This is a genomic window from Crocinitomix catalasitica ATCC 23190 (assembly GCF_000621625.1).
GTDB classification, from domain to species: domain Bacteria; phylum Bacteroidota; class Bacteroidia; order Flavobacteriales_D; family Crocinitomicaceae; genus Crocinitomix; species Crocinitomix catalasitica.
Map to the genome: position 1 here is coordinate 22,133 of NZ_JHXV01000018.1, position 14,694 is coordinate 36,826.

Sequence of the window (14,694 nt, forward strand, 5' to 3'; positions counted from 1 at the left end):
ACTAGCGAATTTAATTTGTGAAAATAACATGATTATTCTGCGTAAAATAATGAATTAGACGGGTATACATTTCGTTTATTTTTAAAAAATAGGACCAATGTGAATGTCCAAAGAAGCATATATTAGTGGAGAATCTTTAATAAAAAAATTATGAAAAATAGATTAGCAACTTTATTAGTACTCTTGGTGGTGTTTGGAATAACACATGCTCAAGTAGCTGTTTATAATCATGAATTTAATAATGTCAAATCGATTTTGACAAATGGCGGCGTTTTATTCCAGGATGTAATGTCGTCTTCAGCGGGATATGAAATACCGAAAGGATCTGGCAATGATGCTTTATATAATATGTCATTTTGGTATGCGGGAGAAGATATAAATGGTCAATTAAAGATTTCAGGTACTAAATATATGCCAGAAACAGATATGTTTCCAGGCGCTTTGTCTGACGATGGTGCAGCAACAGCATCACCTCTAGCTGGTCCAAATTTAATATATCCAATTCGCAAAAGCGAGATTGATAATCACATTGAAAATTGGGATGCTTTAGGTTATGTTGTTCCAGAAAATATAGCAAACTGGCCTGCACATGGAGATTTAGATTATAATCAAGATTTTTATTTGGCGCCCTTTGTGGATACTGATGGTGATGGGATATACGATCCTGAGGCAGGTGATTATCCCGTTATGCGAGGTGATTTTGCCACGTATATGATTATGAATGATAAACGTAATATTCATACTGAAACTGGAGGCGATCCTATTGGGATAGAGGTGCATCAAATGATATACACATATGCTACTGACGATTATTTAAATAATACGACATTTATTCATTCGCGCATTATAAACCGTTCAACTCAGGTTTTATATACTTTTAAAGCGGGTGTTTTTATTGATCCGGACTTAGGTTTTCCAACGGATGATTTAGCTGGAGTCAACGTAGATAATAATGTTGCTTATGTTTATAATGGTTCAAATATTGATGCTCGATACGGTGAAAATCCTCCAGCGGTTGGCGTTGTTTCACTCAACAATGACATCAGTACTTTTATTGTTTATAATGACGAAAATCCAGCACAAAGTCTGCCTTCAATGGCAAGTAATTATTATTCGAATTTAAAAGGGATATGGAATGATGGGACTTCAATTTCTTTAGGCGGCACTGGTTATGGGGGAGAAACACCAACTTCATATATGTACCCTGGAGATCCTAGCGATCCCGAAGAATGGAGTGAAATATCAAATTCAAATTTATCTGGTGATCGTACAATGATGATGGCACATTCTTTTGACGGTTTAGGTTTTAAAGAAGAATTATGTTTTGATTATGCGATCATATACAATAGAGATGGTGATCATTTAGAAAATGTGCAAGGTATTATTGATCTTGCAGGTGAAGTAAAAGAATTTTATGATGAATCAGGATATGGTTGTGAGTTAGGAGTATTAAGCGTTGCTGATAATGAAGAAATTGATTTTAAAGTATTTCCAAATCCTTCAAGCGGCACTTTTACAATAAATGCAGAGGGAGATTATGATATAGAAATTATGAATATGGCAGGACAGATTGTTTATCAGGAAAAGACATTAAACAGTACCAGTCATGTCCAAACAAATTTAGCTGAAGGAGTCTACTTGCTCAAAGTTGTGCAAAACGGAATAAGTAGTTTGCAAAGACTTGTGATAACGGCTAAGTAAACCCCTAGATACCCTTTCTGCCGAATTAAAGTAGGTGGTTGGGGTATTTATAGTTTTAATTAATTTTCGAGAAAGCTTCTAAATGCTACCAAAAAATCTTTATAATTCTCAACATTTGGAGCATGTCCAGCATTCGGTATCATTTGAAAATCGGCGTTCATAAAATTCGCCAATTTTTCACCTTCTTCAATAGGAAAAACGCGATCGAATTCGCCCCAAAAAATAGTGGTTGGTGCAAAGCTTAATGTTGTATCAATTGCAAATCTTCCTTGTTCTTCCTTTAAACTAAGGATTAATTTCGTTAATTTTTCATGATGTTGGTCGTAGTAAACAGTATAAATGTCCTCGAGAATTCCATTGGGAATATTCCGTTGTTTATATGAACCCAAATCAGAAAGTTCTTGAATATCTTCAGGTGTTTTTACAACAAATATTTCATCAACACTTTTTACGCCTTGCGTTGCACATAAGGTATCAAGGTTTGCAACATCATAAGTTACACCAGGACAGTCAATAATACCAATCTTCGTAAAAAGGTCAGGATAAGCATAGATTAAACCTGTAAGAACAAATCCGCCATACGATATGCCTGCAATTGCTGTTTGATCTATTTTTTTATCGTCGAGAAGATCTTTTACCGCATCAACTTGGGAATCAAGATTTGGTGTAGCTGTACTTGTACTTTTACCAAACCAAAGTAAATCTGGAGCAATTACATGATAGTTTTCACTTAAATCCATGAACATTTTTCTCCATGTTACTTGTGCATCTCCTCCAAATCCATGTAACAATAAAACTGTTTCACCTTCTCCTCCTTCAAAATAACGAATTGAATGCTCATCATTTTGAAAATGGCCTTCAACGATGCCGTTCCTTTCAAATTTTTTAGACAATTGTTTTTGATTCCATCGCACCATATTACAGGCGTTTAACATAAAAAAAATACCAATAAAAAAAATCCATTTCATAAGCTGCAAATTTACGGATAGTTCGTTTAAAATAGGGGCAGAATTAAAGTTAATTTCAGTTAGAAGAAAGTAGTACTGAACAATATTTACTCTTTTAATAATGTGTAGTTTTGTATGGAGTATTCAGTAATAAAAAAAGAGTTTAAATGATTTACGCAGTAATAGACACCGTTAGTTTTTTTAGTCGAAAATCTATTCTTGAGGGCCTTGATAATTTATTCAGTGGTTTGCCTTTATCAGACAATCAATTAATTTATTTGCGAACATTTGTTCTGTTAATCGCAGCTAACATCGTGTTCTTTGTTCTTTGGTGGGCCACACGAAAAATATTAATTCGTGCTATTCACGTTTTTGCTGATTTGTCTAAAACGAAATGGGATGATTATTTGGTGAAAAATAAGTTTTTTGCTGCACTGGCTCACCTGGTTCCTTTTTTGTTCATTGAGCCAATGGTGCGAACGGTTTTTGCAGATTTTAATATGATGCGGGATTTTGTTTTAAGATTAACGGATGTGGTTATTGTCGTAATACTACTTTATTGCATTCTTCGTTTTCTAAACACTTTAAAAGATATTCTCGAAGAAAAACCTAGGTTCAAAGACAAACCGATCGCATCATATGTTCAATTGTCGAGAATTGTAGTGACGATATTATTGGGAATTGTAATGATATCAATTGCATTTCAAATAAATCCTATTGTTATTATTACTTCAATGGGGGCGGCAACAGCAATCATTTTATTAGTGTTTAAGGATACAATTCTTGGTTTTGTTGGTAGTATTCAATTAGCGGCAAACGACATGGTACGCATTGGGGACTGGATTACGATGGAGAAGTATGGGGCAGATGGAGATGTTGTAGAAATTACTTTGGCAACAGTTAAAGTTCAAAATTTTGACAAGACGATTACCACAATTCCTACCTATTCATTCATTTCAGATTCTTTCCAGAATTGGCGTGGAATGTTAGATTCTGATGGTCGTCGATTAATGCGATCGATTAATATTAAAATGCAATCCATTAAATTTTGTACGCCAGAAATGTTGGCCAAGTTTGGTGAGGTAGAGATTATTAAGGATTATATTCATACAAAAGAAGAGGAAGTAAAAGAATTCAATAAAGAACGCAATGTAAACAAGCAAGTATTGTTGAATGGTAAAAACCAAACAAATATAGGTGTATTTAGATATTATATTACTAAATATTTAGAACAGAATGAGGACATTAATACGTCAATGACTTTAATGGTGAGACAACTTCAGCCAACTGAAAAAGGTGTGCCTTTACAATTGTATGCTTTCACCAAATCACAAGAGTGGGAGGTTTATGAAGCGAATGTTGCAGATGTATTTGACCACATTTTGTCTTCAGTGCAATATTTCGAATTAGAATTGTTTGAAAATCCAACAGGGTCGGATATGCGATCTTTAAAGGATTTTAAGTAATTTATTCGATAGTTCCAGGATAAACCAATATTTTAGTTTGATTTCCGCGTTCGTAAAGCGCATGATATTTTAGAATACCATCTTCTCGATAGGTTTTCTGTTCTCCTACTTGAAAGTTTGTATCAAATTCTTTAACGTCTTCTATTTGTCCATTTTGATAATAACTGGTCATTTTACCATGAACTTTACCGCCTTTAAAATGTTTTTGTAATTTTATTTTACCATCAGGAAAATATAATTCACATGTTCCTGTGTAGCCATTTCTAGGCGTTGTCCAAAAGAAATTGTTATAGTCTTTATCAAAACCAAGTTCATTACAATCGCAAAGTTCTGGTTCTTTAATAGGTTTATTATCAACTTCTGAACTGCTAGTTTGGTCGTTCGAACAACTTGCTAAAATCACTAAGAATAAACTAAAATATACGGTTTTCATAAGACAAAAAAATACAATAATGAATGATTAACAAAGGTAATGATTATAAGATATCGGAATTCTTTTACATGTTTGTTTTTGTTTTTTTAACATAAAACTTGCGTAAAGAAAATACTTGTTGTATATTTGCACCCGCTTAACGAAGTAGAAAAAAACATTTTAAGATTTAAAACAATATTTACAGATCGAACTTTGATCATCAAATATTTAAATTTTAACAAAGATATATTGCGGGGTGGAGCAGTTGGTAGCTCGTCGGGCTCATAACCCGAAGGTCGCACGTTCGAGTCGTGTCCCCGCTACCATTAAAAGAGTTGTCAGTTTTGGCAACTCTTTTTTTTGTCCAAAATTTCGCGTTTTGGTTTGCTCGCACGTTCGTTCCGTTTTCTATCGGAACGTGCTCCGGGATCAAGACCAATTGTTGGGGACTAGGCATATATTTTAGTTAATCTTAATAAAACTAAAGCCACATTTTTGAAACATCAGAATTTTATTTTGAAATTTTGGATACCCGATTTATTTTCAAATTTTATTTAGCTTCTTCTACCTTTTTTTACTCCCGAACACTTTAGGGAAAGAAAAGTTAGCAGCGCCTCCGCTATAGCCTTCGCTAGAAGCTTCGGTCATCGAAGATTCCTTCAGCGCACGCGGAAAAAAGGCTGCCTGGCAGGGCCTACATCCAATAGCCCGCTTTTACTCACCAACACCACTCTTGAAACTGGAAAAGATCGGTGATTCCGCCTAAGGTCGGACAGGCGCCAATCAAAGATTGTAGTTTACGACTGAGTCGCACACGTCCTCACTTTTTTACCAATTTCAATTCGTTTCTTAAAAGAATGGCATCGAAGAATCGAATTTAGGATAAAATTATTGAGTTAAGTTGTAATTAGAAAAATTATTTTTCAATCTAAAAATCAATCCAAAAGTTATTCTTTAGTACACAGAAAATCATTTTAGTCTAAATTCCTCCCCAACTTTTGTGACTGATCTTACATCGACCTATAACAAGATTTATATCAGGTATTCCACTCATTTTGCGGATCGATTTAAATCACATAATGAATTAGCTACAAAAGGGTACACGGTAAGATATCGAACATGGACAATTGACTTTCAAGAAGAATTTAATACCAAAGCAGAGGCTTTGTGACGAGAAGAGGAGTTGAAAAAGTGTTTGTGGTCGAACTTGTCTAAGCTAAATGTCAAATGTGAATTTGCCGCTAAGCTTAAAAGATTCTATTCTAGAATGTTTTCGCACAACTTTAACATTGCAAAATTGCATTGTTACGCGGTTGCCTTCACGGGAATAAAATAGGTTGTTTTCGTCACTATTCACAATGAAATAATCCCAACCATGATTTGAACCATTCATCCAGAAATGTAAACCTAAATGAGGTTCAAATAAAGTATAGTCAAAAGATTGACCTCCAAAAATTCTATACGTACTCGAATTTTCTGGAAATATATCATCACCAAAAGAGATATATAAATTATTAAATCCTGATACAATTATTCCTATATTATCATCAATATAAGAATCTACTCGAATGTCTGATGCGTCCTCAGTAAAAAGGCCTTCATAAAAAGGGGAATAATATAACGTGTTTTCTAAGTCGGGTGTTTCGCAATCGCATTTTTTTGGAATCATAGTAACAAAAGTCTTCAAAAGAATAGGTTCGCAATGGTCAACATCAGGGAATAATTTTACAGAATACTCTCCTTGGTCTTTAATAGAAAAGTTTGTGATTTCAAACGACTCATGTCCAGCAATTCGTCCAGCCTCAAATTCAGTATATTTGGTCATGTCAGGTGTTTTCCAAAGGTATGTTGAATTTTTCGCGCCCTCAATATTTTCGAGGTTTAATGTAAGAGTTTCACCTTCATTAATAGTTGTTGGTGAAGATAGGGTTATCTTATGACCACAATAATTAGGCCCCTTTTGGCATCCTGTAATTAATAGTAATAGAATAAATACTAGATAATTATAATTTTTCATTTGATCAATAATTATATCTTTGTTTCTAAGCATAAGTTGTTTACACTTTTGCAAATGTTGAATTTGATTTTATCAAAAATAAACTAACTACTTGATTAATAATAAGTATTTAATAATAATTCTGATCTTTTGTTTCAGTTTTTTTATGCAAAAAACTCATGCTCAGTGGTATGAATGGTCTGAGGTAACATCTCCAACTGCGAGTTTAATTACGGCCGTTGAAACAAGCGTAGAAAATAGAATATATCTTTCAGGGATTAGTATTTCTGGAGTTTATATGTCTGAAGATTTTGGTTTAACATGGGGGTTTAATGAGACAGATGTTGGGTTGAATGAAATGCAATACATTAAGACCGGCGTTTTAGGTGATCATTTAGTCCTAAATAATACGGGCGGTTATGCCATCACTTGGGATGGTTGGGAAGGAAATATATCGACTAGTTTTTATCCATTCGGAATTTATACAACAGCTTGTTGGTTGTCAAACGTGAAATATTATACTGCGAGAACAACAAGAGAAATATATAGACATTTTCCAGATGATCCTCTTGCTGGAACAATAATACCTAGTGTACCTGCAATTACATCAATGATTAAAAAAATATTCTTTTTTAAAGAGATAGGTTGGTTGGTGACCGATGATGGTGAAATATATAATTATGATGAACGAAAAAGTCCGAATTGGGAATTAAATTATGAAAGTGTTGACGAATTAAATGATATCTATTTTACCTCCGCATATTCAGGATACTGTATTGGTAATAGAGGATTCTTAATGAAAACAACAAATGGTGGTAGATCATGGAAGTTACAGGATGCTGGCACGGAAGAAAACTTATATTCGATTAAGTTTAGACGAAACGGACAAGGAATTATTGGAGGAGGAGCTGGAAGCATTTTTACAACCATTAATGGATCAAATTGGGTTGAAGAAACATTACCAATTTCATTTAGTGTTTACGATGTTGATTTTATTAATGATACGTTAGCTATTGCCGTTGGCAGTGGAGGTAAAATAATTATTGGCAATCGTCTTGGATTAGATGACAATCATAAAATTTACGATAAGCGTGGAAATAATTGGTTGTTTGGTGAACATTCAGGTATTGAGTTTTTTGAAAACGATTCTATTGGTTTATTTCCTTTTACTGAATTAGAAGCATTTTCAGGAGCCTCTAGTCTGTCTGATACGTCAGGTGAATTGAGATATTATACAGATGGTAATAGAGCTTGGGATATAATGAATGAAGTAGTCATAGAAAGTGAGGGTCTTCCAGGTGGGACTGGTTGTGCTTCGAATTTTAAAACACTAATGGCTGATCATCCTGATATTAATGAGCGTGTCTTTATATTTCATCAAGGTATGGCAACTCCTCATAGTTGGTTAGATTCTATAAAAGGAACATTCTATTCTATCATTCATGATTATCTTCATGACGGTATTCCTGGAATGACCGCGCTAAATGATACTTTAAATGAGAGGTTACCATTGGTAGATATTACGGCAGTTAATCATGCTAATCAGAGAGATTTTTGGGTGTTGATGCACGAAAAAGATCAATTTAATTTTTATGCATATCTGGTCGACTGTAATGGGTTGTTGCGTGATCCCGTAATTTCAGCATTTAACGAAGAAGTTAGCGCTAAGAAGCATGTTACAGGAAGATTAAAAGCTTCGCCAAGGGGAGATAAAATTATAATGGCATGGCGAGAAAAGAATGATTCTCATTTACAATTGTTTGATTTTAATCCAGCTACTGGAAAAGTCAGTAATAAAGTTGAAATAGATAATGATAATATGCATACCGACCCTAGTCCTGGAAACTATTTTGATTATGAGCCAGCATTTTCTGGTAATGGCTCAAAACTTTACGTTGAAATTGAAGATATATTTTCTTCACATATGTTGGTCGTTTATGACCTAGACTTGGCAGATGATAATAGCATTGCCGCTTCAAAAGACACGGTGCTTTACTTTCCTTTCGCTGTTGATTTGAAAACTGGACAATTAGGACCTGATGGGCGAATTTATTACCAAGGAAACGGAGAAGGTTTAAGTATTATTCAAAACCCTAATCAAGAATCCTATGCCGTGGAGTTCATACACAATGCCACAATTCCTTTAGATGGTATATCATATAGAGACTTACCTAGATTTAACCAAAGTATTTTTTATACCCCAGAAATTCTAAATTCTCCAATTAATTGTTTTGAGAAAACTGTTGATTTTGAATTGGCAAGGCCAAACTATCCAGTTGATATTGATTCGTTAAGATGGTCTTTTGGTGACCCTAAATCTAATTCCAACAACACCAGTGTTTTAATGGAGCCATCCCATTCATTTTCAGGGACAGGATATTATTGGGTAACAGCTGTTAGGTATTATAATAATGGCTATCCAGATACTGCTAGAATTCGAGTATATTTACCTGATTTAGTAAGTGATTTGCCTGATGAGATGTATTTAGACTCTAGTTTAGTTTTAGATCTGAGTCAATTACAGGCTGGAAGAATTCTTTGGGAAGATGGAAGTACTTCACCATTAAAAATAGTGGATGAGCCAGGTATATATCGCTTTTCAATTGATTATTGTGGATGCGGTATCGTTTCGGATTCAATCAAGGTTGTAAGACGACCTAAAATTAATTATTTAGATATTACTTTTCCGAATGTTTTTAGCCCAAATTCTGATGATACAAATGAAGAATTTAAACTAACTTTTCATACACCTTTCCCTTTTGATTGGGAAGTTAAAATAGTCAATAGGTGGGGTGTTGATGTAGGCTATATGAATAATGAAAATGACACTTGGGACGGCATTGCACTGAACGGGGCACTTTGCAACACTGGCGTTTATTATTACCAATTTAAGGCTGAAATTAATGGTGATTATTATATAGAGCATAAAGCATTGCACATAATTAGATAAAACTCTTTTTTTTGTTCAAAATTTCGTGTGATAGAATGTTCTTTCTAATCCATCATGATAAGATGGTTAAAAAGTATAGTAATCGAAGGGCGTTGGAGTATCCCCGAACCAAGCAATAGTATTTGGAAACGGGGATTTAAGATGTCTGTTTATAACGATTTGAATTAGATAAACGAAGTCGTTAATAGATTAGTCAATTCGTTTAAAGTGAATTAATATGCATTGCGAGATCAATTAACTTGTTTGAGTAACCTACTTCGTTATCATACCATGCCACCAATTTAAAAAAAGTTGAATTTAATTCAATACCCGCGCCTGCATCAAATATACAAGTGTGCTTATCTCCCACAAAATCTTGAGAAACTACTTCATCTTCAGTGTAAGAAAGTATACCTTTAAGTGATTGATTCGAGCTCTCTTTGAATACTTTTTTGATTTCATCGTAACTTGTTGGTGAACTTAGCTTCACTGTCAAATCAACTACAGAGACGTCAGTTGTCGGTACTCGAAATGCCATTCCTGTCAACTTTCCACTCAAAGCAGGTATAACTTTTCCAACAGCTTTAGCGGCTCCTGTTGATGATGGAATGATATTGGTCATTGCAGATCTCCCAAGGCGATAATTATTCTTTGCTGGAGAATCAACAGTGAATTGTGTTGATGTTGTTGCATGAATTGTTGTCATGAGTGCTTCTTCAATACCAAAATTATCATTGAGTACTTTTGCAAGCGGGGCTAAGCAGTTTGTAGTACAAGATGCGTTAGATACAACAGCATCATCTTTTTTTGCGTCTAAATGGTTTACGCCCATTACAAACATTGGGGCATCAGCACTAGGCGCTGAAATAACTACTTTTTTTGCTCCAGCATCTAAATGACCTTGAGCAGATTCGATGGTTTTAAAAATACCGGTGCATTCCGCAACAATATCTACTCCTGTAGCTGCCCAATTAATTTTATTAGGTTCCCTTTCAGCAGAAATTCTGATTTCCTTTCCATCTACAATCAAATTTCCATTCTTCACTTCAACCGTCTTCCCAAATCGATAATGAACTGAATCATATTTAAGTAGATATGCTAAATGGTCAGCGTCAAGTAAATCATTTATTGCAACAACTTCAACATCGGGTCTCTCAACTGCTGCACGCAACACCAATCTTCCAATTCTCCCAAACCCATTTATTCCTAATTTTAACTTTGCCATTATTTTTACGTTTTAATTGTTTTTACTGATACGATTAAAAAAATATTTTTCAGTCCTTTTCGGTTATTAATAATACTCCTGATATACTTTTATTGGTACAGCGAATTCCACGTGAAGACACTTTTTGATTACCCTTGTATGTATATCTAATTCACCCAATCCAAAAAAGGACATTATTCTTTGGTTGCATATACAATTCGATCACTTACTGTTTAGCAATTTTTAGGCTCACAGAAAATTGATCGTGAAATTAAGTTATGCGAATTGTAAGATAATAAAAAAATATTAAATGTCAATATGACACTAAGATAGTCATCTGTTTTAATTATCAGGTGTTTCAATGAAAAAAATACTGAATTCAATTTGATTAAGATTCATGTTTTTATTTCAATTGAATACATTTATTATTAGGTGTATGATTTAAAATCCGTCGATTAAAAGCGTTTGTTTATTTACACATGGAGCATTATTTATTCATGTAAAAACATTAAAAGTGCAAAAAAACAATGTGTTATTTTACGCTTAGTTCATTTAGAGGTTTTGCGCAACTATGCTATTGTTTTTTTATATTTGAAAAATGGATAATAATGATCGCTCAAACTTAAATCAACGTATATCAGTCGATTGTGTAATATTCGGGTTCGATTTCGAAAAATTAAATGTTTTACTTATTAAACGAAAATCACCAGAAAATGGTAGGTTGAATCAGTTTTCTCTTCCTGGTGACCTTATCTTTGAAACAGAAAACCTAGAACAAGCTGCAATTAGAGTTTTGCATGATTTAACCGGTTTGAAAGATATTTTTCTTGAACAACTGGGCGCGTTTAGTGTGGATCGCCATTCAAATGAAGAAGATAGAATTTGGTTGAGAGCTGTTAGGGAACAACCAGAAGCACATGTTATTACAGTTGCATATTATGCCTTAGTAAATCTAACATCTTTTGAATTAAAACCAGCCTATTTTGCTTCTTCGGCCAGTTGGCAGCCGATAGACGAAATTAATTCTTTGGCTTTTGGACATATGAACATACTTAATAATGCCCACAAACAGCTACGTACAAAACTCAAAATTCAACCGATTGGATTTAATTTACTACCCGAAAAATTTACGCTTTCACAACTTCATAAATTATATGAAGTGATTGTAGGTAAGGCGCTTGACAAAAGAAACTTTAGAAGAAAATTGATTAAACTTCAAATCGTAAAAAAATTAGATGAGAAGCAAGTAGATGTACCTCATAAACCATCCAATTTTTATGCGTTTAATACTGAGAATTATAGAAAATTAGTGGAAGACGGATTTGATAATTTTGGTTTCTAATGAATTAATCACAAGTAGTTATTGTCATTTTGACATAAAGGTTTATATTAGCAATGAAGTTTTCTACTTTTTAAGTTAAATAAAATGAGAGAAAAGCAAATTAAGTCCTTTTAAAAGTGATTTTTTAGCGCTATTTTAATCTTTCAACGTGAAAAATGGAAATTTGTCCTGACTATCAGATGATATACAAGGCAGCCTTTTACTTTAGATTAATATAACACTCCAACCTCGGTTGCTATTTTTATTAAATAAAAAAAGCTGTGAACCGTAAATGAAAGTGGTGTGGAGTTGAAAAACAGATACTATGCAAAATAACATTGAAAAAATACTTGAATCCCATCCGCTAATTCCTGTGGTTACAATTCATAAAGAAGAAGAGATTAAACAACTTTATGAGCACCTATCCAGTCAAGGAATAAGTTGCGTTGAAATTACCTTACGCACTGATTTTGCTTGGGAGGCGATTGCGCTTTTTAAGTCAGAGTATAAAGATAGTTTTAAGGTTGGAGTAGGGACAATCACTTCTGTAGAGCATATTAAGCGCTGCGTGGAGTTGGAGGTTGACTTTATGGTTAGTCCCGGACTTTGTCCTGCTCTTAAAGAGAATTTCGAAAAAAGTGGAATTCCTTTTTTGCCGGGTGTTTCAACACCGAGTGAAATAATGTCTGCCATGGAACTTGGGTGGCGCTATTTGAAATTTTTCCCAGCACATTTATTTGGTGGGGCTAAGGCTTTGAAAACCTATAGTAATGTTTTTAAGGAAGTAATTTTTTGTCCTACGGGCGGAATAAATGCCGAAAATTATCAGACATTTTTGGACCTTCCAAATGTTATGTCTCTTGGCGGCTCTTGGTTAGTTAAGTAATGATTTCAATTATTTACCCCAAATGGTTATGATAAATGAAATAGAAGTGGGCTATGTATTAAATCTGAATAATTTAAGCGCACATAACATAGATAAAACATTTATTTAATAAAAATGAACGTTCTCACAAAAAAATATATTGATACTATTAGATTTTCTAAACAAACATTAAACAAATTATGATTATAGCAATAGTTGCACATGACGGAAAAAAAGCAGAAATGGTTCAGTTTTTAAATGAGCATGCTGATTTTCTGCATCAAAATGAAATTAAGCTTATTGCAACGGGAACAACCGGAAGCAAAGTTGAAAAGGTTGGATTTGAAGTAACCAAATTGCTATCAGGACCTTACGGCGGAGATGCGCAAATAGCCTCGAGAGTATCAGAAGGCAAGTGTGATATGGTTGTCTTTTTTCGAGATCCATTAGCGAAGCATCCGCACGAACCTGACATCTCTGTTTTGATGAGGATTTGTGACGTTCATGATGTTCCATTGGCTACGAATCCATCTACAGCAAATCTGCTTTTTGAAGGGTTAAAGAAAAGTGGTAAATTGAATCCGGCTAATTAGAACTGAAAAGACTTATTTTTATTAAAGTATCCTTTTTTTAATTATAAAATAAGTTTAGTTTATCTCTTTAAAAGTAAATATGTAGTAAAGCGATATCTTTTGTGAAATGAGTCCATTGCATTTAAAGATTGGCTCAATATAAAGAATTAAAAATAACAGGTGGTTTTGAGATGAGTGTTCTATGGCTCTTAAGCCACCTGTAAAAATTAAAGTACAATTAAATTATCTTGATACTTCACCAGTGTCGTCTCCAGTCATCATTTTTTCAACTTCTTCTAAGCTTACTAAATTATAATCTCCAGATATTGTGTGTTTCAAGCAACATGCAGCGACTGAAAAGTCAAGTGTTTTTTGTAAATCGTTATCATAGGAAAGTAGTCCGTAGATTAATCCTCCCATAAAAGCATCGCCACTACCAACCCTATCTACGACAGGGGTCACCTCTTTAAGTTTTGCTCTGTACACTTTGTTTCCGTCAAATAAAATACCTCCAATGCGTTGATGAGAAGCACTAACAGAGTAACGTAGTGTTGTAGCAATTATTTCCAAATTTGGGCACGCTTTAAATATTTCTTCGTATAGAATTGGTAAAGAAGATTCATTTTGATAATTAGGATCAACTTTATTTTTACCCAACATGAAGTAAGCAGTATCAATATCTCCTAAAATAATATGACTATATTTTAAAAGTTGCGGCATAACTTCATGGGGTTGTTTACCATAATTCCATAGTTTAGAACGGTAGTTTAAATCACATGAAATTTTAATGCCTAATTTATGTGCAGCTTGAACCGCTTTTAAGCATTGTTGTGTTGCACTTTCTGAAATAGCAGGAGTAATACCGCTCCAGTGAAACCAAGTGGCATCTTTCAAAATTTCCTCCCAATCAAAAACTCCTTCTTCAGCAGTTGCAAAAGAACTATATTTTCTATCGTAAACAACTTTACTTCCTCTTGTACCTGCTCCAGTTTCTAAGAAATATACACCTAATCTATCTCCACCGTATACTACATTATCTAAGCCAACTTTTAATTTACGCATTTCTTTAACAGTACAAGCTCCCATGTCATTATCAGGAACGATAGTGACAAATTCAGATTTAACTCCATAATTTGCCAACGATACTGCAACATTAAATTCGCCGCCTCCATAGGAGACAGCGAATGTTTTTGCCTGAACAAAACGTAAATGTCGTTCAGTAGATAAGCGTAACATTATTTCACCAAATGTTACAACATTATTCATAATTTGTTTAATTTT

Annotated in this window: 12 protein-coding genes and 1 tRNA gene; 8 read left to right on the forward strand and 5 right to left on the reverse strand. The window is 33.9% G+C overall.

The window, feature by feature from the left end:
• The first annotated feature begins 150 nt into the window (after positions 1–150).
• On the forward strand, positions 151–1,701 hold the full coding sequence (locus T367_RS0111420) for a T9SS type A sorting domain-containing protein (RefSeq protein ID WP_027419967.1): 1,551 nt from the start codon (positions 151–153) through the stop codon (positions 1,699–1,701).
• 59 nt (positions 1,702–1,760) lie between these two features.
• Here T367_RS0111420 and T367_RS22160 read toward each other — a convergent pair whose 3' ends face one another.
• The gene (locus T367_RS22160; protein WP_051568508.1) at positions 1,761–2,669 is read right to left on the reverse strand and encodes an alpha/beta fold hydrolase; all 909 of its coding nucleotides are present in this window, start codon (positions 2,667–2,669) and stop codon (positions 1,761–1,763) included.
• 146 nt (positions 2,670–2,815) lie between these two features.
• Here T367_RS22160 and T367_RS0111430 point away from each other — a divergent pair, with 146 nt between their 5' ends.
• Positions 2,816–4,114 (forward strand): mechanosensitive ion channel family protein, encoded by a 1,299-nt coding sequence (locus T367_RS0111430; protein WP_051568509.1) that lies wholly within the window; start codon positions 2,816–2,818, stop codon positions 4,112–4,114.
• A 1-nt stretch (position 4,115) separates the two neighbouring features.
• Here the strand turns inward: T367_RS0111430 and T367_RS23955 are convergent, their stop codons facing one another.
• A complete protein-coding gene (locus T367_RS23955) occupies positions 4,116–4,547 on the reverse strand; it encodes a toxin-antitoxin system YwqK family antitoxin (RefSeq protein WP_051568510.1) in 432 nt (143 codons plus the stop codon).
• A 229-nt stretch (positions 4,548–4,776) separates the two neighbouring features.
• On the opposite strand from T367_RS23955, the gene T367_RS0111440 reads away from it, so the two are divergent.
• Together T367_RS0111440 and T367_RS25605 are read left to right on the forward strand one after the other, a co-directional pair.
• A tRNA-Met gene (locus T367_RS0111440) sits at positions 4,777–4,852 on the forward strand.
• A gap of 674 nt (positions 4,853–5,526) precedes the next feature.
• Positions 5,527–5,697 carry a GIY-YIG nuclease family protein gene (locus T367_RS25605; protein WP_157454207.1) on the forward strand — a complete coding sequence of 57 codons (171 nt, stop codon included), beginning with the start codon at positions 5,527–5,529 and terminating at the stop codon, positions 5,695–5,697.
• Positions 5,698–5,742: 45 nt separating this feature from the next.
• On the opposite strand, the gene T367_RS0111445 is transcribed toward T367_RS25605, so the two are convergent.
• Complete coding sequence (locus T367_RS0111445) at positions 5,743–6,543, reverse strand: immunoglobulin domain-containing family protein (RefSeq protein WP_157454208.1); 801 nt, start codon at positions 6,541–6,543, stop codon at positions 5,743–5,745.
• Between the two features lie 145 nt (positions 6,544–6,688).
• Between T367_RS0111445 and T367_RS0111450 the strand changes: the two genes are divergently transcribed.
• Positions 6,689–9,472, forward strand: coding sequence for a T9SS type B sorting domain-containing protein (locus T367_RS0111450; RefSeq protein ID WP_027419970.1), 2,784 nt, complete (start codon positions 6,689–6,691; stop codon positions 9,470–9,472).
• Between the two features lie 202 nt (positions 9,473–9,674).
• Here the strand turns inward: T367_RS0111450 and gap are convergent, their stop codons facing one another.
• Positions 9,675–10,676 (reverse strand): type I glyceraldehyde-3-phosphate dehydrogenase, encoded by a 1,002-nt coding sequence (gap, locus tag T367_RS0111455; RefSeq protein ID WP_027419971.1) that lies wholly within the window; start codon positions 10,674–10,676, stop codon positions 9,675–9,677.
• 577 nt (positions 10,677–11,253) lie between these two features.
• Here gap and T367_RS0111460 point away from each other — a divergent pair.
• The 3 genes from T367_RS0111460 (at position 11,254) to T367_RS0111470 (ending at position 13,434) form a co-directional block, all read left to right on the forward strand.
• On the forward strand, positions 11,254–11,997 hold the full coding sequence (locus tag T367_RS0111460; protein WP_027419972.1) for an NUDIX hydrolase: 744 nt from the start codon (positions 11,254–11,256) through the stop codon (positions 11,995–11,997).
• Between the two features lie 304 nt (positions 11,998–12,301).
• Entirely contained in the window at positions 12,302–12,862 is a 561-nt protein-coding gene (gene eda / locus T367_RS22170) for a bifunctional 4-hydroxy-2-oxoglutarate aldolase/2-dehydro-3-deoxy-phosphogluconate aldolase (protein ID WP_084274402.1), read from the forward strand.
• A 179-nt stretch (positions 12,863–13,041) separates the two neighbouring features.
• Complete coding sequence (locus T367_RS0111470; protein WP_027419973.1) at positions 13,042–13,434, forward strand: methylglyoxal synthase; 393 nt, start codon at positions 13,042–13,044, stop codon at positions 13,432–13,434.
• A gap of 222 nt (positions 13,435–13,656) precedes the next feature.
• On the opposite strand, the gene T367_RS0111475 is transcribed toward T367_RS0111470, so the two are convergent.
• Positions 13,657–14,679, reverse strand: a complete 1,023-nt coding sequence (locus tag T367_RS0111475; RefSeq protein ID WP_027419974.1) for a sugar kinase — start codon at positions 14,677–14,679, stop codon at positions 13,657–13,659.
• Positions 14,680–14,694: the final 15 nt, after the last annotated feature.